The organism is Pseudoxanthomonas sp. YR558, assembly GCF_900116385.1.
Lineage (GTDB): Bacteria > Pseudomonadota > Gammaproteobacteria > Xanthomonadales > Xanthomonadaceae > Pseudoxanthomonas_A.
In genome coordinates, this window is the sequence record NZ_FPCI01000002.1 from 448,957 (window position 1) to 467,519 (window position 18,563).

The following is an 18,563-nucleotide window of genomic DNA, read 5'->3' on the forward strand; positions in this document are numbered from 1 at the left end:
GTCGTGATGGTGCAGAAGGCGCGAGTGTGTCAGCCCGCTGGTGGCATCGCCAGTGAAGCCGCACCAAGTGCTGCAAACACGCCCAACAAGAACACCAGGCCGTAGCGCAGGCGCAAAGGGATGTTGGGGCGGCCGTACAGCCGCTCGGCTTCCTTCGCGTCGAGCAGCCAGCCGTGCTGGCAGACGGGGCAGGCAAGCTGGTAGCGCCGGCCGTAGACGAACCCGAACAGCAGGTCGAAGCGGCCGTACTTGTACGTGAACTGCGGCTCGAACTCGCGCATTTCGTCGCAACGCGGGCAATGGTGCGGTTCGGGCGGGCCGACCGACACCACCTGTTCCCCTTGGCCGATCATGAACATCATGCGTGCCGTCCCGTAGCGTGGTTCAGCGCGCTTCTGCGAATGCCGGCCGTGTCAGGTTGTCGGCGTCGCCGTCCGTGCAGAGCACTTCGTCCTCGATGCGGATGCCGCCGTACGGGCGGAAGGCATCGACGCGCGCCCAGTCCACGCTGGCGGCGTGGCCGTTCTTCTTCACTTCGTCCAGCAGCAGGTCGATGAAGTAGAGGCCGGGTTCGATCGTCACGACCATGCCCGGGTCCAGCACGCGGGTCATGCGCAGGTAGGGATGGCCGGCGGGGCGTTCGATGCGGCCGCCGCGATCCGTCGCCGCGAAGCCCGCGACATCATGCACCTGCAGGCCGATCGGATGGCCCAGGCCGTGCGGGAAAAAGGCGGCGCTGACGCCGGTGGCCAGCGCCGCTTCCGGCGACACGGTGATCACGCCGAAGTCCTTCAGGATGCCCATCAAGGTGAGATGCGCGTCCACGTGCAGTTGCTTGTAGTCCACGCCGCTACGCACCCCGGCGCACATCGCCTGCTGCGCGGTGTCGACCGCATCGATCATCGCCTGGAATTCGCTGGCGGTGTCGTAGGCATACGTGCGCGTGATGTCGCTGGCATAGCCATGGAAGCTGGCGCCGGCGTCGATCAGGAAGCTGCGCAGCGGCGCCGGTGCGACGCGCTGCAGTTCGGTGTAGTGCAGCACGGCCGCGTGTTCGTTCAGGCCGATGATGTTGCCGTACGGCAGGTCGTTGGCATCCTGGCCGACGGCGGTGCAGTAGGCCATGTGGATGCCGAACTCGCTTTCGCCCGCGCGGAACGCCGCTTCTGCCGCGCGGTGGCCGCGCACGGCCAGGCGTTGCGCCTGGCGCATCAACGCGATCTCGTACGGTGTCTTGTAGGAGCGCTGGTATTCCAGGTACTGGATGACGGGCTCGGGGTTGTTCGGCGTGTAGTCGCCGAGCGCGCTCTGTGGTTCGCCGAGGATCGCGCTGCGCGCGGCCGGCGGCAGCAATGCGATCGCCTCGTCGGGCTTGCGGATGATCTGGATGTCGAAGTGGTCCACCCACCAGCCGCTGGGCGCATCCGGCACCACGTGCCAGTAGTCGAACGGCTGGTAGAAGATCACCTTCGGCCGTTCGCCCGGCGTGTACACCATCCAGCTGTAGGGCAGGCGCGTCATCGGCAGCCAGGCCTTGAATTGCGGGTTCACCGCGTACGGATAGTCGCGGTCGTCGAACACCTGCCAGTGCTGCGTGCCGCTGGGCACGACCAGATGATCGAAGCCGCCGCGCGACAGCGCCTCGTCGGCACGCCGCTTCATCAGCGCCAGGTGGTCCGCATAGAGCGGGACGAGGCGGGCGGCGAGATCGGCGGGTGCATTCATGGCGGAGGCTCTTGCGGGAGAACCGCCATTTTGCCGCATCCGGCGCGTGCAGGCCGCGGCGCGGGTCCTATTCGGCTTCCGGCCCGGCGTTGACCCACTGGCGCAGGCGTTCCAGCGGCTCGCGGTCGATGGTCAGGAAGCGCAGGCCGGCGAAGGCCTGGCCGGGCGTATTGGCCGGCGCGGACCACAGCAGGTGGGCACCGACGTCGATCGGCACGTCCTGGCCGCGGTCGTCGCGCAGGTGGAACCGCAACTGGTACAGCGCGTCCTCGGTCACCGGTTCGGTCGCCACCAGGAGCATGCCCGATTCGGACAGGTTGCCCAGGCGACCGATGACTTGTTCGGTCATCAGGTCGAACACGGCGACCGGCTTGGGCACGTTGCGCCGGCGGGCGCGGCGGAACTCGCGCATCATGCGGCGTCTCCTGCGGGTTCGGCGTCGCCGCGGCGGCCAGTCAGGCTGCGCAGCGCGTTGAGCGTGGCGTTCCATGCGCGGTCGATCAGGCGGCCGCGGTCTTCGGTGACCACCTGCGCCTGGCCCTTGGCCATCAGGTGCGCCAGCGTATCCAGTGAATGTTCGCCGACGCGCTGCCCGCGCTGATTGACGAACAGCGCGTTGCCGGTGACCGGGCTGAACCACGAAAGACGCTGGCGCTGCACGTCGCCCTGCTGGTTGCGGGTGAACTCGAACCAGGTGCCGAACGGCAGCGTGCGCAGGTAGTCGTAGCACTCCTGTTCCTGCGGCGTGCGTGGCTGCGATGGCTTTTTCTTGACCTCGTTCTGTCCGCCCAGGCGTGCGCGCGCCTTCAATCGCGCGGTGAGCTCGGTGCGCGAGGTGGTCTCGTCTTCCTCGGCGCTCGACAGGCGACGCGCGATCGCAGCTGCTTCGTCCTCGTGGTACCCCACCTGGACCAGAGATTTCTCCACCTTGCCGGCCAACTCGGGGTTGGCACCTTGCGCGGTGGTGGTGGCGGCAACGATCTCCAGCGTGGTTTGCAGCTGGTCGGCCCACTCGCCGGAGGTTTCGCCGTTACGCAACTGGGTGAGCGTGAGCACGTCGGCCCAGGCCTGGCTGAGCAGGGCCTGCACGAATTTCTGCGGCTTGGCCTCGGCCATCGCGGATGCGATGGTCTCGGCGGCGCGTTGCTTGGCGATCTCCAGCCGGTCCTTGCCGCGCGCGGCCTCGACCTGCCGGCGCTCGGCCAGTTCGGCCTTGCGCACGGCGGCCTGCAGGTGCTGCTGCACATCGCGGTGGGCGTCCTCGAAGACGGCTTCATCGCCTTCGTACGTCTCCACGACGGTTTCGACGGCCTTGTGCAGCTTCTGCACCAGGTGCGGGTCGACGTCGTCTTCGCCCAGCCAGGTCGCGCCGGACTCCGCGACGGTGTTGAGCAGGTCGCGCGCGGGGTGCTGCGCACGCAGGAAGAAGTTGCGGTCGCGCAATGCGGCCTGGATCACCGGCACTTGCAGGCGCACGAGCATGTCGGCGGCCGGGGCGTCGTGCTGCACCTCGCGTTCGATCTCGTTGTAGAGCAGGTCCAGCAATTCGAAGGTGTCCGAGTCCGCGCTGGCGAGCGTGGCGTTGGGGCCGTGCTGCGCGCGCGCGGCGGCGAGCATGGCCTGCTGCAGATCCTGCACGGTGCGCCGTGGTTGGTCGGGCGTCCGGGCGGGAAGCGGCGTGGCCTGCATGCCTTGCAACGTGCTCAGTACGTCGGGCGTAGGGAGCAGACGAGGTGTTGCGGCCTGCGCGCCCGCACCTGCGGCGCCACCCTGGCCGGACACGGCATGGCCGCCCATGCCTCCGGCAACCGACGCCCCTGACGTGGTACCGACCGGTTCCTGGGTCAACATCCCAGGAGTACCCGGGGCGCCGGCTCCGCCTGCCAACGCTTGGGCATCGGCCTGCAGGCCGCCACGACGGATGGCCAGCAGTTTCTGCAGTACCTCGAACGAGCCCGCGGCATCGGCGGCAGCGCCAGCGTCCGTGGGCGCGGCGTCGCGCGGCGGGAGCGGCGGTGGCGTACTGCCGCTGCCGGTTTCAGGCGCGCTGCTACCCATCAGGGCTCCGGCGACCGCCTGCAGTTGGTCGGGCGTCAGCGTGGCCCAGTGCGAGGACGTGCCCTGGCCATTCCAGCCGGTCATGGGACGCGCTGCGCCATCGCCCTCGTCGCGCGGATTCCGTCGGATGGCGTCCTGCGCGCGCACGCGTCGCGGCTGGTACACCAGGCCGGGCAGAATGCCTTCGCGCGAAAGGAACTGATTCACCGTGCCGGCCCATTCGGCGTAGTTCAGCATCACCTTCTGGTCGAAGGTGCGGTACAGCACGAGCTGCGCATCCAGCGACAGCTGCAGGCACTCCGCGGCCTCCTTCAGCACGTGGCACAGGCGGTTCGGGCCCAGCGGCAACGATTCCGCCTCATAGGCCGGCTGTCCGGCGAGCACGCCGAAGCGCTGGCCCAGCATCAGGATCTGCGCGTTGCCGCGCTGCTCGTGCCGGCGCGCGACTTCACGCAGCACGATCTCCTGGTCCATCACCGCGTCCTCGACGAGGGTCAGGGTCTGGTAGTCCAGACGAGCGGCCGAGGGCGCGTCGCTCGCCGTGCGCGGCGCGCGGATGGAAGCCAGTTCGGCCTCGAGGCCGAACATGTAGTGCGGCGCCAGCTCGGTGCGATGCTTCTGCAATGCGCGCAGGTCGACGAAGACCTGCGCCTGCAAGTGGTTGCTGCGGGCCTGGTCGGCGTGCTTGAACAACTGCTGCTCGAACTCCACCAGCATCGCGTTGATCGCGGTGATGAAATCCGTGGATACGTGGTCGAACAGGTTCTGCATCACGCGACGCACGCGCGGAGGCAGCGCGGCCGATGCGATCGTGGTCGGCGCGGCAGCGGGCGAAGGCGGTCGTGGCGCGGTCATCGGTGCGGCGGGCTCCCCTGTGGCGCCATCATTATCACACCCCGTACAGCCTGCGCATCCGTCCATCGCCGGGTGGGCATGGTGGAGTCACGCGTCCAGGAAGAGCTCGATCACATCATTGGTGAAGCGTCGGCCCAGCGCGGTCGGACGGACATGGGTGTCGGACAGGCTCACCCAGCCCTGCTGCAATGCCTGTGCCAGGGCATCGGCGATGGTCGCGCGGCCGAGGCCGGTGGTCGCCTCGAAATCGGCCAGGGCGAAGCCTTCCTGCAGGCGCAGCGCGTTGAGCATGAACTCGAAGGGTCGGCGTTCGGGCGTGATGTCGTCGTCCCCGCCGATGGCCACGGGCGTGCCCGCCGCGGCGAGGTAGGTGGTGGGATGCTTGACCTTCCAGCGCCGCAGGATCTGCTGCGTTGCACCCACGGTGATCTTGCCGTGCGCGCCGGCCCCGATGCCGATGTAATCCCCGTAACGCCAGTAATTGAGGTTGTGCGCGCAACGGCGCCCCGGGCGGGCGTAGGCGCTGACTTCGTAGTGCTGGTAGCCGGCCTCGGCCAGCAGCGCCTGGCAGTGCTCCTGCATGTCCCAAGCATGGTCGTCGTCTGGCAAGCCCTGCGGTGGCCGGGCGAAGAAGACCGTGTTCGGTTCCAGCGTGAGTTGGTAGTGGGAGATATGCGCCGGTTGCAGGGCGAATGCTCGCTGCAGGTCGTATTCCGCCATCGCCAGCGTCTGCCCCGGCAGCGCATACATCAGGTCGAGGTTGAGATTGTCCAGGCCGGCGTCCTGCGCCAGCTTGACCGCATGCTCGGCCTCCCGGCTGTCGTGGATGCGGCCGAGTTTCGCAAGGCTCGCATCATCGAAACTCTGGATGCCAAAGCTGATGCGGTTCACGCCGGCGGCGCGGTAGTTCTCGAAACGACCATGCTCGGCCGTGCCGGGGTTGGTTTCCAACGTCACCTCCAGCCCGGGCGCGAAGCGCAACCGACTGCTCGCGCCCTGCAGGAAGCGATCGATCGCCTCAGGGGGGAACAGGCTGGGCGTACCTCCGCCGAAGAACACGCTCTGCACGGTGCGGCCCCAGACCAGAGGTAGGTCGTGGTCAAGGTCGCGGAGCAGGGCGTCGACGTAGTCGTCGAACGGCAGTGCGCCCTTGCCCTGGTGCGAATTGAAATCGCAATACGGGCATTTGCGCACGCACCACGGCATGTGCACGTAGAGCGCGAGGGGCGGGGGAATCAGCATGGATCAGGGAAGGTCGAGCAGGCGTTGCTTCAGTCCGGCCAGCGCCTTGCCGCGATGGCTGATGCGGTTCTTCTCGCCCAGCGGCATTTCTGCGGCGGACTGGCCGCGCTGCGGGTCGAAGAACACCGGGTCGTAGCCATGGCCGCCGGTGCCGCGACGCTCGTGCAGGATGCGGCCGCGCCATTCGCCTTCGACGATCAGCGGCTGCGGGTCGTGCGCATGGCGCAGCAGCACCAGCACGCAGTAGAAGTGCGCACCGCGCTGCTCGCCGGCGACGTCGTGCAGCGCCTCCAGCAACTTGTCGATATTGCGCTGCGCGTCGCCATGGCCGCCGGCATAACGCGCCGAGTAGAGGCCGGGCGCGCCGTTGAGCGCATCCACGCAGATGCCGGAGTCGTCGGCCAATGCGGGCAGGCCCGTCTGCAGGCTGGCGTGACGGGCCTTGATCAGGGCGTTCTCGACGAACGTGGTGCCGGTTTCGTCGGCATCCTCGACACCGAGGTCGGACTGGGCGACCAGTTCGATGCCGGTATCAGCCAGCAGGCTGCGGAGCTCTTCCAGCTTGCCGGTATTGGAGGAGGCGAGGACGAGTTTCATGCGGTCATCCCCTCGGTTGCAGCAGGTCCCAGCGATTGCCGTAGGCATCGCGGAACACGACGACGGTGGCGTAGCTCTCCTCGCGCGGCGTTTCCAGGAACTCGATGCCCGCCGCCGACATGCGCGCGTGGTCGCGCCAGAAATCGTCGGTGTGCAGGAAGAAGCCGACGCGCCCGCCGGTCTGGTCGCCGATGCGCGCGCGCTGTTCGTCGGTGCTGGCCACGGCGAGCAGCAGATCGGTGGTGCCTTCGCCGGCCGGCGCGACACGCACCCAGCGCTTGCCACCCCCGAGGTCGGTGTCTTCGCGCACCTCGAAACCCAGTGCATCGCGATAGTGCGCGATGGCGCGGTCGTAATCGTCAACCAGCAAGGTGACCAGGCTCAGGCGCGACATGGCGTCAGCCCTCGAGCGCCGCACGCTGCGCGGCGAACAACTCGCCGATGCCCTTTTCGCCGAGCGCGAGCAATGCGTCCAGCTCATCGCGGCGGAAGGCGTGGCCTTCGGCCGTGCCCTGCAGCTCGATGAAGCCGCCGCCGTCGTTCATCACCAGGTTCATGTCGGTATCGCAGTCGCTGTCCTCGGGATAGTCGAGGTCGAGCACCGGCACGCCGCGGTAGATGCCCACCGATACCGCCGCCACCGCACCATGGATCACATCGCGCTTGATCTCGTTGCGGGCCTTCAGCCAGTTCACCGCATCCACCATCGCGACGTAGGCGCCGGTGATGGCGGCCGTGCGGGTGCCGCCGTCGGCCTGCAGCACGTCGCAGTCCAGGGTGATGGTGCGCTCGCCCAACGCACCGCGGTCCACGCAGGCGCGCAGGGTGCGCCCGATCAAACGCTGGATCTCCAGCGTCCGCCCGCCCTGCTTGCCGCGCGCCGCTTCGCGGTCGCTGCGCGTATGGGTGGAGCGCGGCAGCATGCCGTACTCGGCGGTGACCCAGCCTTCGCCCTTGCCGCGCAGGAAGCCCGGGACCTTGTTGTCCACGCTGGCGGTGCACAGCACGCGGGTGTGGCCGAAGCTGACCAGCACGGACCCTTCCGCATGCCGGGTGTAGTTGCGCAGGATGCTGACGTCGCGCATCTGGTCGGGCTGGCGGCCGCTGGGGCGGGAGAAGGACATGGGGGCATCCGCAATGAGGGGGACGGAGTTTACCAGCCCGCCGCCGCCCGGCCGGGAGCACGGCACGCAGGCTGCTAAGATGCGCCGCTCATTGACCCGATGGGCTCCCGCATGATCCGCAGCATGACGGCGTTCGCCAGCGCCGAACGCACCACCGAGGGCGGCACGCTCACGGCCGAACTGCGCGCGGTCAACCACCGCTTTCTCGAACTCGGCGTGCGCCTGCCAGACGAGCTGCGCGTGCTCGAGCCCGCGCTGCGCGAACGCGTCGCGGCGCGCGTCTCCCGCGGCAAACTGGATCTCACCCTGCGCCTGCGTGCGCCGGAGGGCACTGGCGCACTGCAGCTCAATCCGCGCGTCGTGGCGCAGCTCTCCGAACTGGCGCAAGACCTTTCTTCGCGTCTGCCCAACCTGCGCACCGAATTGACGGACCTGTTGCAGTTCCCCGGCGTGCTGCAGAGCAAGGGCGTGGACATGGAGGCCCTGCAGGCCGAAGCGCTGGCCTTGCTGGATGGCGCATTGGGCCAGTTCGTCGCTGCGCGCGAGCGCGAGGGGGGCAAGTTGGTGGAGGCGATCCTCGAACGCGTGGAGGGCATCGCCGCGCTCGCCGGCGAAGTGCGTACGCTGATCCCGCAGATCCGCGCGGGCCAGCGGCAGAAACTGGAAGCGCGCCTGGCCGATGTGGCCCAGAACATGGAACAAGGCAGGCTGGAGCAGGAACTGGTGCTGTGGCTGCAGAAGCTGGACGTGGACGAGGAGCTCGATCGCCTCGACAGCCACGTCAAGGAGATCCGGCGCGTGTTCACCCAGAAGGAACCGGTAGGCCGCCGGCTGGACTTCCTGCTGCAGGAATTCAACCGCGAAGCCAATACGCTAGGCTCCAAGTCGGTGGACATCCGCACCACCAATATCGCGGTGGAGCTGAAAGTGCTGATCGACCAGATTCGCGAACAGGCGCAGAACATCGAATGAAGCGCGGAACCCTTTACATCGTCGCGGCGCCCTCCGGGGCGGGCAAGAGCAGTATCGTCAATGCGGTGCTGGCCCGCGATGACGAGATCGCGTTGTCCATCTCGTTCACCTCGCGCGGCGCGCGACCCGGCGAACGCCATGCGCAGCACTATCACTTCATCAGCGCGGACGAATTCGAAGCGATGATCCGCGCCGGCGACTTCTTCGAGTACGCCCGCGTGCACGGCGACTGGAAGGGCACCGCCCGCCAGTCGGTGGAGCCCCAGCTCGCGGCAGGCAAGGACGTGCTGCTGGAAATCGACTGGCAGGGCGCGCGTCAGGTGCGCGAGAAAGTGCCCGATGCCGTCAGCGTGTTCATCCTCCCGCCCTCGCGACAGGCGCTGGAGCAGCGCATGCGTGCCCGCGGACAGGACAGCGAGGAGGTCATCCAGCGGCGCCTGGCGGCGGCCCGCGAAGAGATGTCGCACTACGGCGAGTTCGACTACGTGATCGTCAACGACGTGTTCGACGATGCCGTGGGCCAGATGCATGCCATCTTCACCGCCAGCCGGCTGCGTCGGGAGGCCCAGGATGTCCGCCACGCCGGACTGATTGCGGCCCTGCTCGCCGATTGACGCCGCCCTCGCACGGAGTTTCACCCGTAACTAGTTGATTTTCAAGGAAAGGCTTGCATTGCCAAGCGTGGCTGCCTACAATCGCCGCCCCTTTCCGTATTCACTGCGCGACCCGACCGGTCGCCGGGAGCCCGCATGGCCCGCATCACCGTCGAAGATTGCCTGGAAGTCGTCAACAACCGTTTCGACCTGGTCACCATGGCCGCCAAGCGCGCCCGCCAGCTCGCCAACGGCGTCGATGCCCAGATCGACAACACCGAAGCGCAGGACAAGCCCACCGTGCTGGCGCTGCGTGAGATCGCTGCGCGCAAGATCGACAATGAACTGATCGACCGCGTCGAGAAGGCCGAGCGCGAGCGCGCCGAGCGCGAAGCGCTGGAATGGGCCGCCGCGGAAGTGGTCGCCGACGACGACCTGTCCAAGGGCGACGACTGAGATTCGCGCCGTCCGACGTTTCGATCGAAACGGACGATGACCCGAGGCCCGCGAAAGCGGGCCTTGTGCGTTCATGGAGCCTCGTTCGCGCGTTGCCGTTCCGACCCGACTGGCATAGGCTGGCGGCATGACTTCAGGCCGCACCGTCAAGGCACTCCGCACGCCCGCGCCCTCGCACGACGACGGGACGCCGGACTACGTGGCGCAGTTCGAAAAGACCGCGGCCTACCTGCCGAAAGACCAGCTGCCGCTGTTGCGGCGGGCGTGGGAAGTCGGCGCCGCCGCGCACGCCGGGCAGACGCGCAAGTCGGGCGAACCCTACATCACCCACCCGGTGGCCGTGGCGGGTGTGCTGGCTGAGCTGGGCATGGATGCGGAGACGCTGATCGCGGCGATCCTGCACGACACCATCGAGGACACGCCGCTCACGGGCGAGGAGATCGCCGGCGAGTTCGGCGCGAACGTGGCCGAGCTGGTGGACGGCGTCACCAAGCTGGACAAGCTGAAGTTCCGCGACCGCCAGGAAGCGGCGGCCGAGAGCTTCCGCAAGATGCTGCTGGCCATGTCGCGCGACCTGCGCGTGATCATGATCAAGCTGGCCGACCGCCTGCACAACATGCGTACGCTGGGTGCGCAGAGCGCCGAGGCGCGTTCGCGGATCGCCCGCGAGACGCTGGAGATCTACGCGCCCATCGCCCAGCGCCTGGGCATGAACCTGGTGAAGTCCGAGCTGCAGGACCTGGGTTTCCGCGCGCTGCACCCGTGGCGGCATGCGGTGATCGACAAGCACATCCGCAGCCAGCCCGTCATGCGTCGCGAATCGATGGCGCAGATCGAGGCGCACCTCTCGCAGCGATTGGCGAAGGAGGGCATCGAGCACCGTCTGGTCAGCCGGGTCAAGACGCCCTGGAGCATCTACAACAAGATGCGCGGCGAAGGGAAAAGCTTCGACCGGGTGATGGACGTGTTCGGGTTCCGCGTCGTCGTCGATTCGGTGCCGGCGTGCTACCACGCGCTCGGCGCGGTGCATGCGCAGTACAAGCCATTGGACGGGCGCTTCCGCGACTTCATCGCGATCCCGAAAGCCAACGGCTACCAGTCGCTGCACACGGTGTTGTTCGGCCCCTACGGTTCGCCGATCGAAGTGCAGATCCGCACGACCGAGATGGACCTGATCGCCGAACGCGGCATCGCGGCGCACTGGACCTACAAGTACGGCACGGATTCCCCCAACAGCGCGCAGAACCGCGCGCATGCCTGGATCGTCGAGCTGATCGACAACCAGCGCGCGGCGGGGTCGTCGCTGGAGTTCCTGGAGAACGTCAAGGTCGACCTGTTCCCGGACGAGGTCTACCTGTTCACGCCCAAGGGCAAGATCCTGTCGCTGCCGCGCAACGCGACCGCGCTGGACTTCGCCTATGCCGTGCACACCGACGTCGGCAACCAGGCGGTGGCCTCGCGCGTGGACAAGAAGCTGGTGCCGCTGCGCACCAAGCTCAGCAGCGGCCAGAGCGTGGAGATCATCACCGCCAAGTCGGCCGCGCCGAAGCCGCAATGGCTCGAGTTCGTGGTGACGAGCAAGGCGCGCACCGCGATCCGCCACCAGTTGAAGCAGCTGGAGCACGAAGACGCCGTGCAGCTCGGCCATCGCATGCTGGACCGCGCGCTCGAAGACCTCGACAGTTCGCTGGAACGCCTGCCGCAGCAGCGCCTCGAAGCCTTCCTCAGCGAGCACAAGTACCCGCGCCTGGAAGCCTTCCTGGCCGATGTCGCGCTGGGCAACTGGATGCCGGCGCAGGCGGCGCAGGCGCTGACGGCGTTCGCCGAGCTGCGTGCCGGCGGCCACTCCAAGCATTCGCAGGAGAAGATCCTGATCACCGGCGGCGAGCGCGGCGTGGTCAGTTTCGCGCAGTGCTGCCAGCCCATCCCGGGCGACGAGATCATGGGCTACCACACGGCCGGCAAGGGCATCGTGGTGCACCGGCTGGATTGCCCCAATGTCGCCGAGTTCCGCAAGTCGCCGGAGCGCTGGGTGCCGATCGCCTGGGACGCCAACGTCACCGGCGATTACGATGCGGCCCTGCTCATCGACGTCGAGAACCGCCCGGGCGTGCTCGCGCAGGTCGCCGCGGCGGTGGCGAAGAGCCAGTCCAACATCGAGCGCGTGGAATACCTCGAGCGCGACATCAACATGGCCGTGCTGCGTTTCTCCATCCAGGTGCGCGACCGCAACCATCTGGCCGAAGTGATGCGCCGCTTGCGGCGCCTCAACGTCGTGCACGGCGTGCGCCGGCAGTGACGTAGGGCGGGCCTTGGCCCGCCGTCCTGGTGCCCGTACTTGCGTCGGCTTGATCCGCTTGTGTCGTCTTTCCCATCAATGCCATCGTGATCCGCTCGGTCGCGATGGCGGGCCAAGGCCCGCCCTACGTAGAATCCCGTCATCCTCACAGGAATCGCGCATGTCCAAGCAGATCATCCACACCGACCGCGCACCGGCGGCCATCGGCCCCTATTCGCAGGCCGTGCGTGCCGGCGGCACCGTGTATTTCTCGGGACAGATCCCGCTGGATCCCGCCACCGGCAACCTGGTCGACGGCGACATCGCGGCGCAGGCGCGCCGTGCGTTCGACAACCTCAAGGCGGTCGCCGAAGCGGCGGGCGGTTCGCTCGATCGCGTCGTGCGCCTCGGGTTGTACCTGACCGATCTGTCGCAGTTCGCCGCGGTCAACGCCGTGATGCAGGAATACTTCGCGGCGCCGTATCCGGCGCGCTCGACCATCGAGGTGTCCGGCCTGCCGAAGGGCGCCGCCTTCGAAGTCGATGCGGTAATGGTGCTCGACTGACGGCGCCTATCCGATGGGGCCCGGCAACCGGGCCTCGCTCGGTGTATGCCCGGTCCAGCGTTTGAACGCGCGCCGGAACTCGCGCACATCGGTGAAGCCGATCTGGCTGCCGACGACCGCGATGGTCAGATCGGGGTCCTGCAACAGTTCGAGCGCGCGTTCGGTGCGGACGCGGTCGTGCACCGCGCTGAAGCTCGTGCTCTCTTCGGCCAACTGGCGCCGCAGCGTGCGCTCGCTCAAATGCAGCGCCGCGGCGACATCGGTCATCTGCGGATTCTCGCGCAGCCGTGGACGCAGTTGCCGCTCAACGGCCGCGGTGGTTTCGCCGCGCAGCGACATCGCCGCGAGTTGCGCCTGGCACAGCGCAAGCGCCTGTCGTGAAGTGACCGGGTTGTAGCTGGCGAAAGGCAACTCCAGCCAGCGACGATCCACCACCATCGCGTGCTGCATCTGGTCGAAGCGGATCTCGCAGCCGAACAGGTCGGCGTAGCGTGCGGCGTAACGCGGGGCGGGATAGCCGAGCTCCAGGCGAAGCGGGCGGAACTCGGGGCCGGCCAGTTCGCGCGCCAGCATCAACGTACTGGCGAACATCTCCTCGCACAGGAAGGGCAGCAGGTCGGCCGCTTCCTCTGGCGCGGTGGCGACCACGGCGAGCGCGCCGTCATCGCGATCCTGCAGGTCCAGGTCCATCAGCGGGCCGAGGTTGCGCTGATACTCCAGGCCGATCTGCACGGCATCGCCGAACGTCGGCGCGGTCTTCATCGCCAGACCGAGCAGGCCGAAGTTGCCGCCGTTCTGCTTTTCGCCCATGGCCAGGCCGACGCCATCGATCGGCAATGTGGGCAACGCGCGGCGGATGATCTCGCTCGCCTGACGGTACGACACGCGGGCTTGCGGGTCGTGGATCTCCTGCACGTTCAGGCGCATGCCGGAAAACCAGCTTTCGGCATTCACGCCGAATTCGCCGGCGAGCAGCACCAGGCCGCACAGCATGTTGGTGGGCAGGTTGGCGACCGACAGGCGGTTGCCGAGTCCGGTTTTCCAGCGCATCGCAGCCCCTCCAGCTTGTCCGCTTTCCCCCCCTTAGTATGCCGCTCCTGCCCTCCGTGTGGGGCGTCATGTCACCCGAGACTGGCCCCCACTACGCAGGCGTATGGGAGGGGGAGACTCATGCAGCGCAACATTTCCTTGGCAGTGGCCGGCGCGCTGGCGCTGTTGGCGGCGGGCTGCCAGCCTAAGGCGCCCGAGACGGCGACCGTGGCCGCCGCCGACGCGGCGTTCGCCGCCACCCTGCAGGAGCGCCTGCTGGACGCCAAGCCGGGTGACGTCATCGAGATCCCGGCCGGTCGCCACCAGTTCGACCGCAGCCTGACCTTGCGCGCGAGCGGGGTGACGATCCGCGGGGCCGGCATGGACAAGAGCGTGCTGAGCTTCAAGGGACAGAAAGCCGGTGCCGAGGGGCTGCTGGTCAACGGCGACGACTTCACCATCGAGCACCTCACCATCGAGGACTCGAAGGGCGACGGCCTGAAGATCAGTGAGTCGTCCAACATCACCGTGCGCGGCGTGAAGGTGCAGTGGACCGGTGGCCCCAGCACGAAGAACGGCGCCTACGGCATCTATCCGGTGCTGACCAAGAACGTGCTGATCGAGGACACCGTGTCCATCGGCGCGTCGGATGCCGGCATCTACGTGGGCCAGTCCGACGGCGTCATCGTGCGACGCAGCCGCGCCGAGCAGAACGTGGCCGGCATCGAGGTGGAGAACACCATCAACGCCGATGTCTACGACAACGTGGCCACCGGCAACACCGGCGGCATCCTGGTGTTCAACATGCCCGGTCTGTCGCAGCAGGGGGGCAACATCCGCGTCTACAACAACAAGGTCATCGCGAACAACCACGAGAATTTCGGCGCGAAGGGCACGCCCGTGGCCAGCGTGCCGGCCGGGTCGGGCATCGTGATCAACTCCAACGACGACATCGAAGTCTTCGGCAACGAGATCCGCGACAACGCCACCGCCAACATCATCGTCTCCAGCGTGTACTCGACCGGCTACAAGGACAGCAGCGCGTCGCCGAACTTCGATCCGTACCCGGAACGCATCTACATCCACGACAACACGCTCTCCGGCGGCGGCGACTCGCCGGATGGGTTCGACCTGAAGGCATTGAAGGTGGCGACCTACGGCCTGGGCGGCAGCTTCCCCGACGTACTGTGGGACGGCTACTTCAACAAGGACCGCCAGGTGGACGGCAAGGCCGCGGGTCCGCAGATCTGCCTGCGTGGTGTCAGCGGCGTCATCAACGCCGATGGCCCCGGCGGCTACAAGAACCCCAGCAAGGATGCGAAGGCCCACGACTGCGAGCTGCCCCGGTTGCCCGCCGTCGACCTCAAGCGCGGATAAGGCATGCCTGGGCGATACCGCATCGGCTTGCTGTTCGCTGTGGCCGTGCTCTGCCTCGGATTGGCCGCGTGCGGCCCCGCCGCGCGCGTTCACTTCTTCGCCGACGGGCAACCGAAGACGTTGGACGAGTGGGGCGTGCTCCGCATCGAAGACGGGAAGCTGCGCCTCAACGAAGGCGTGGTGCCTTACGACCTCAACACGCCGCTCTTCAGCGACTACGCGCACAAGTTGCGCACGGTGTGGATGCCCGAGGGAACATCGGCGACGTACAAGGCCCAGCAGAGTTTCGATTTCCCGGTCGGCACGATCCTCAGCAAGACCTTCTATTACCCGCTGCCCGCGGGACAGGCCTGGGATGGCAAGTCGGTTGCGCGCACGCCGCCGTCGCAGTCTTCGCTCGACGGCGAAGCCCTCGATCTCGCCAAGGTGCGCCTGATCGAGACCCGCCTGCTGGTGCATCGCGCGGAGGGCTGGGTCGCGCTGCCTTACGTATGGAACGACGCGCAGACCGAAGCCACGCTCAAGCGCACCGGCGAATTGGTGTCGCTGGAACTGGTGGATGCAGCCGGCGCGCGCGAGGCGGTGAACTATCAGGTGCCCGACCAGAACCAGTGCGGCGGCTGCCACATCACCGACAACAAGTCGCGCAAGCTGCTGCCGATCGGGCCGAAGGCGCGCCATCTCAACCGCAGCTTCGACTATGCAGGCGGCCGCGAGAACCAGCTCGCACACCTGGCGCGCGTCGGCTACCTGACCGGCGTGCCGGCGGGCCCGCCGCGGCTGGCGGACGCGATGGACGCCACGGCGCCGCTGGATGCGCGTGCGCGCGCTTACCTTGACGTCAACTGCGGCCATTGCCACAGCGCGACCGGCCCCGCGATTACATCGGGGCTCTGGCTGGACGCCGGCACGCAGGACCGTTTGAAGCTGGGCTTCTGCAAGCAGCCGATCGCCGCCGGCAAGGGCACCGGCAATCGCCTGCACGACATCGAGCCGGGCAATGCCGCAGCGTCCATCTTCGAATTCCGCATGGACAGCGACGATCCCGCGATCATGATGCCGGAGCTGGGGCGCTCGGTCGTGCATCGCGAGGGCCTGCAGTTGATACGCGACTGGATCAATGCGCAACCGGGGAGTTGCGGGGTCGCCGTGGGAAATCCGTGAACATGCTGCCGGCGCGGTGAGGCCGGCGTCCGCACTAACGCTTCTTGGGAGGGAGTGATGAAAGTGACGCAACGGAATCTGGTGGTCGGGCTGCGGCGCGCGCTGTTCGGCAGCTGCGTGGTGCTGGGGACGGGCGGCACGGCGTGGGCACAGTCGACGCCGCAAGGCGAACAGGACGCTACCAACCTGGACACCATCGTCGTCACCGCACAGAGCCGGCAACAGGAGCTGCAGGACGTGCCGATCGCGCTGCAGGTTGTCGACCAGCAACTGCTCGACGATGTGGCGGCGGACAACCTCGGCGACATCGATGCGTTCGTGCCGGGGCTGGTGGTCGACGCGGTGCAGCCCACCCAGCCTTCGTTCCGCCTGCGTGGCGTGGAAACCAGCGACTTCGGCATCGGCACCGATCCGGCGGTCGGCGTGTTCGTCGATGGCGTCTACGGCGGCCGCGGCGGCGGCGTGCTGCTGCCCTTCGTCGATGTCGAGCGCATCGAAGTGCTGAAGGGTCCGCAGGGCACGCTGTTCGGCCGCAACACGGCCGCCGGCGCGATCTCGCTGGTGACCCGTCGTCCGCAGGATGAGACTGAGGCCCGCCTGCGCTTGCGCCTGGGCAATTACGGCAAGCAGTACGCCGATGCGATGTGGAACATCCCCACCAGCGATAACTCGGCCCTGCGCTTCAACGCGTTGTTCAACCACAGCGATGGCTGGTTCCAGGACGGTGCCACCGGCAAGGACCTGGGCGGCGAGAACGTGTGGGCCACGCGTGCGGCCTGGCAGGTGGGCCTGGGCGAGAACACGACCGCGCTGATCAGCTGGGACCATGAGAGCCTCGACCAGAACGGCCGGGTGACCACCGGCATCGTGCCGCTACCGGCCTATCCGCAGCGCCCGCCGGTGCCGGTGGACCCGGACGACTACCTCGATCCGCGCGACACTCCGACCTATAGCGATGCGACCAATGCCGAGTGGCGCACGTTCGATGGCGTCACCCTGATCCTCGACCACGCACTGAACTGGGGCCATCTGACCTCGACCACCTCGTGGCGGCAGTACGACTCGTTGAACCAGACCGAGGAGGACGGCACCAACCGCGCCGACCTGTACATCGATTCGGTCAATACCGAGAGCAACGAGACCTTCTACCAGGAGTTCAAGTTCGCCGGCAGCAATGCGCGGCTGGACTGGGTGGCCGGTGCCAGCTTCTTCAAGGAAGACGCCGACCAGACCAGCGAGGTGAACACGAATACCGAAGCGGTCGACAACATCGTCCGCAACCTTGGCATTGCGCCGACGCCGGATGGCAGCCTGTTCGGCTTCACCTCCATGCTGGCGCAGATGGCGGGCATTCCGGTGTCGCTGGTCGGCGACCGCTGGAACGAGCGCTTCACCAACACGCTGTCGACGACCGCCTATGCAGCCTTCGGCGACGTGATCTGGCGCGCCACCGACAAGCTCAACCTGACCTTCGGCCTGCGCTATACCCGCGACGAGAAGGACTTCACCTGGCTCAATACGCCGCGCAACGCGCCCGAGCTGGAAGCCAAGCTGGCCCTGCTGGAGTCGCTGGGCTTCTTCGACGCGCTGGCGCAGATGGGGATCCCGATCACCCGCGAGACGCTGACGTTCGACATGGCGTTCATCGATCCGCCGGCGATGGTCAACAAGGGCGTGCTGGTGCGCGATAAGCGCAGCTGGAGTGACTTCAGCCCGCGCTTCGTCGTGGACTACCACTTCAACGACAAGGCGATGGTGTTCGGCTCGCTGGCCAAGGGCTACAAGGCCGGTGGCTTCAATGCGTTGCAGATCGGGCCGGCATTCGAGAACGAGGACGTGTGGAACGCGGAGGTGGGCATCAAGCAGTCCTTCGGCCGCTTCTCCTACAACGCATCGCTGTTCCACTACCGCTACGACAACCGCCAGTCGATCCGGCTGATCGATCCCGACCCCAACAACCCGGTCGACATCCCGCGCTTCGTGTTCGACACCGGCGATCTCGAGGCGACCGGCATCGATTTCGACATGCGCTGGAAGGTGACCGATGCGTTCACGCTGGACGCGCAGGCCGAGTGGATCGACTCCAAGTACAAGGACTACGTGACGCCGGAGGGCGTGGACCTGAACGGCGAGCCGACCGGCGAGCCGCGTTTCACCGCCTCCGTCGGCGCGGCCTACAAGATGAGCCTGGGCGACAGCGGCGACCTGCGGTTCTCCGCGCGCCACGCCTACCGTGGGCGCACGCGCTGCAATGCGGGTTCGGATCTGCAGGGCGACTGCGGCGTGAACGCACTACTGGACATCGGCGAGCCGCGCGAACGCACCGATGTGCGGGTCGGCTGGACGTCGCCGCAGGGCACCTGGAGCTGGGCCGTCTACGGCAACAACATCTTCGACAACCAGTATGTGAAGGGCCTGAACACCTATGGCCGCGGTCCGCTCGGTGTCGTGGGCGCGACCATCAGCGAGCCGCGCACCTACGGGATGGAAGTGGCCGTGAAGTTCTGATCCGCGCGGCGACGCGTTGG

The 18,563-nt window shown here is 67.4% G+C and carries 17 protein-coding genes; 8 read left to right on the forward strand and 9 right to left on the reverse strand.

The window, feature by feature from the left end; translation table 11 throughout:
* Positions 1–29 precede the first annotated feature (29 nt).
* From BM365_RS13695 to rph, 8 genes are all read right to left on the reverse strand, one after another.
* Positions 30–362, reverse strand: coding sequence for a hypothetical protein (locus tag BM365_RS13695; RefSeq protein WP_343124178.1), 333 nt, complete (start codon positions 360–362; stop codon positions 30–32).
* A 22-nt stretch (positions 363–384) separates the two neighbouring features.
* Positions 385–1,725, reverse strand: a complete 1,341-nt coding sequence (pepQ, locus tag BM365_RS13700; protein ID WP_093490090.1) for a Xaa-Pro dipeptidase — start codon at positions 1,723–1,725, stop codon at positions 385–387.
* Positions 1,726–1,792: 67 nt separating this feature from the next.
* Positions 1,793–2,140 (reverse strand): PilZ domain-containing protein, encoded by a 348-nt coding sequence (locus BM365_RS13705; RefSeq protein ID WP_093301292.1) that lies wholly within the window; start codon positions 2,138–2,140, stop codon positions 1,793–1,795.
* Entirely contained in the window at positions 2,137–4,638 is a 2,502-nt protein-coding gene (locus BM365_RS13710; RefSeq protein ID WP_093490091.1) for a DUF1631 domain-containing protein, read from the reverse strand. Before BM365_RS13710 ends, BM365_RS13705 begins: the two co-directional genes overlap by 4 nt.
* Before the next feature lie 87 nt (positions 4,639–4,725).
* Complete coding sequence (hemW, locus tag BM365_RS13715) at positions 4,726–5,880, reverse strand: radical SAM family heme chaperone HemW (protein ID WP_093490092.1); 1,155 nt, start codon at positions 5,878–5,880, stop codon at positions 4,726–4,728.
* A 3-nt stretch (positions 5,881–5,883) separates the two neighbouring features.
* Positions 5,884–6,477 (reverse strand): RdgB/HAM1 family non-canonical purine NTP pyrophosphatase, encoded by a 594-nt coding sequence (gene rdgB, locus BM365_RS13720; RefSeq protein ID WP_093490093.1) that lies wholly within the window; start codon positions 6,475–6,477, stop codon positions 5,884–5,886.
* Positions 6,478–6,481: 4 nt separating this feature from the next.
* Positions 6,482–6,871, reverse strand: coding sequence for a VOC family protein (locus tag BM365_RS13725; protein ID WP_093490094.1), 390 nt, complete (start codon positions 6,869–6,871; stop codon positions 6,482–6,484).
* Between the two features lie 4 nt (positions 6,872–6,875).
* On the reverse strand, positions 6,876–7,601 hold the full coding sequence (rph, locus tag BM365_RS13730; RefSeq protein ID WP_093490095.1) for a ribonuclease PH: 726 nt from the start codon (positions 7,599–7,601) through the stop codon (positions 6,876–6,878).
* Positions 7,602–7,712: 111 nt separating this feature from the next.
* Between rph and BM365_RS13735 the strand changes: the two genes are divergently transcribed.
* The 5 genes from BM365_RS13735 (at position 7,713) to BM365_RS13755 (ending at position 12,465) form a co-directional block, all read left to right on the forward strand.
* Positions 7,713–8,573 carry a YicC/YloC family endoribonuclease gene (locus tag BM365_RS13735; protein ID WP_093490795.1) on the forward strand — a complete coding sequence of 287 codons (861 nt, stop codon included), beginning with the start codon at positions 7,713–7,715 and terminating at the stop codon, positions 8,571–8,573.
* Complete coding sequence (gene gmk / locus BM365_RS13740) at positions 8,570–9,187, forward strand: guanylate kinase (protein WP_093490096.1); 618 nt, start codon at positions 8,570–8,572, stop codon at positions 9,185–9,187. The genes BM365_RS13735 and gmk overlap by 4 nt, the downstream gene beginning before the upstream one ends.
* 135 nt (positions 9,188–9,322) lie before the next feature.
* A complete protein-coding gene (rpoZ, locus tag BM365_RS13745) occupies positions 9,323–9,622 on the forward strand; it encodes a DNA-directed RNA polymerase subunit omega (RefSeq protein ID WP_056881700.1) in 300 nt (99 codons plus the stop codon).
* A 127-nt stretch (positions 9,623–9,749) separates the two neighbouring features.
* Positions 9,750–11,921, forward strand: a complete 2,172-nt coding sequence (locus BM365_RS13750; protein ID WP_093490097.1) for a RelA/SpoT family protein — start codon at positions 9,750–9,752, stop codon at positions 11,919–11,921.
* A 160-nt stretch (positions 11,922–12,081) separates the two neighbouring features.
* Complete coding sequence (locus tag BM365_RS13755) at positions 12,082–12,465, forward strand: RidA family protein (RefSeq protein WP_093490098.1); 384 nt, start codon at positions 12,082–12,084, stop codon at positions 12,463–12,465.
* Between the two features lie 6 nt (positions 12,466–12,471).
* On the opposite strand, the gene BM365_RS13760 is transcribed toward BM365_RS13755, so the two are convergent.
* Positions 12,472–13,515, reverse strand: a complete 1,044-nt coding sequence (locus BM365_RS13760) for an AraC family transcriptional regulator (protein WP_199186238.1) — start codon at positions 13,513–13,515, stop codon at positions 12,472–12,474.
* Positions 13,516–13,635: 120 nt separating this feature from the next.
* Between BM365_RS13760 and BM365_RS13765 the strand changes: the two genes are divergently transcribed.
* Genes BM365_RS13765 through BM365_RS13775 form a run of 3 tightly spaced genes read left to right on the forward strand, consistent with a single transcriptional unit; the run spans position 13,636 to position 18,543 of the window.
* Entirely contained in the window at positions 13,636–14,871 is a 1,236-nt protein-coding gene (locus BM365_RS13765; protein ID WP_093490099.1) for a parallel beta-helix domain-containing protein, read from the forward strand.
* Between the two features lie 3 nt (positions 14,872–14,874).
* Positions 14,875–16,035 (forward strand): SO2930 family diheme c-type cytochrome, encoded by a 1,161-nt coding sequence (locus BM365_RS13770; RefSeq protein WP_093490100.1) that lies wholly within the window; start codon positions 14,875–14,877, stop codon positions 16,033–16,035.
* Between the two features lie 57 nt (positions 16,036–16,092).
* Positions 16,093–18,543 carry a TonB-dependent receptor gene (locus tag BM365_RS13775; RefSeq protein ID WP_093490101.1) on the forward strand — a complete coding sequence of 817 codons (2,451 nt, stop codon included), beginning with the start codon at positions 16,093–16,095 and terminating at the stop codon, positions 18,541–18,543.
* Positions 18,544–18,563: the final 20 nt, after the last annotated feature.

Bases quoted from the DNA above. Each gene is read 5' to 3' on its own strand.
- BM365_RS13695 (WP_343124178.1), bottom strand. From the start codon at position 362: ATGATGTTCATGATCGGCCAAGGGGAACAGGTGGTGTCGGTCGGCCCG.
- pepQ (WP_093490090.1), bottom strand. From the start codon at position 1,725: ATGAATGCACCCGCCGATCTCGCCGCCCGCCTCGTCCCGCTCTATGCG.
- BM365_RS13705 (WP_093301292.1), bottom strand. From the start codon at position 2,140: ATGATGCGCGAGTTCCGCCGCGCCCGCCGGCGCAACGTGCCCAAGCCG.
- BM365_RS13710 (WP_093490091.1), bottom strand. From the start codon at position 4,638: ATGACCGCGCCACGACCGCCTTCGCCCGCTGCCGCGCCGACCACGATC.
- hemW (WP_093490092.1), bottom strand. From the start codon at position 5,880: ATGCTGATTCCCCCGCCCCTCGCGCTCTACGTGCACATGCCGTGGTGC.
- rdgB (WP_093490093.1), bottom strand. From the start codon at position 6,477: ATGAAACTCGTCCTCGCCTCCTCCAATACCGGCAAGCTGGAAGAGCTC.
- BM365_RS13725 (WP_093490094.1), bottom strand. From the start codon at position 6,871: ATGTCGCGCCTGAGCCTGGTCACCTTGCTGGTTGACGATTACGACCGC.
- rph (WP_093490095.1), bottom strand. From the start codon at position 7,601: ATGTCCTTCTCCCGCCCCAGCGGCCGCCAGCCCGACCAGATGCGCGAC.
- BM365_RS13735 (WP_093490795.1), top strand. From the start codon at position 7,713: ATGATCCGCAGCATGACGGCGTTCGCCAGCGCCGAACGCACCACCGAG.
- gmk (WP_093490096.1), top strand. From the start codon at position 8,570: ATGAAGCGCGGAACCCTTTACATCGTCGCGGCGCCCTCCGGGGCGGGC.
- rpoZ (WP_056881700.1), top strand. From the start codon at position 9,323: ATGGCCCGCATCACCGTCGAAGATTGCCTGGAAGTCGTCAACAACCGT.
- BM365_RS13750 (WP_093490097.1), top strand. From the start codon at position 9,750: ATGACTTCAGGCCGCACCGTCAAGGCACTCCGCACGCCCGCGCCCTCG.
- BM365_RS13755 (WP_093490098.1), top strand. From the start codon at position 12,082: ATGTCCAAGCAGATCATCCACACCGACCGCGCACCGGCGGCCATCGGC.
- BM365_RS13760 (WP_199186238.1), bottom strand. From the start codon at position 13,515: ATGCGCTGGAAAACCGGACTCGGCAACCGCCTGTCGGTCGCCAACCTG.
- BM365_RS13765 (WP_093490099.1), top strand. From the start codon at position 13,636: ATGCAGCGCAACATTTCCTTGGCAGTGGCCGGCGCGCTGGCGCTGTTG.
- BM365_RS13770 (WP_093490100.1), top strand. From the start codon at position 14,875: ATGCCTGGGCGATACCGCATCGGCTTGCTGTTCGCTGTGGCCGTGCTC.
- BM365_RS13775 (WP_093490101.1), top strand. From the start codon at position 16,093: ATGAAAGTGACGCAACGGAATCTGGTGGTCGGGCTGCGGCGCGCGCTG.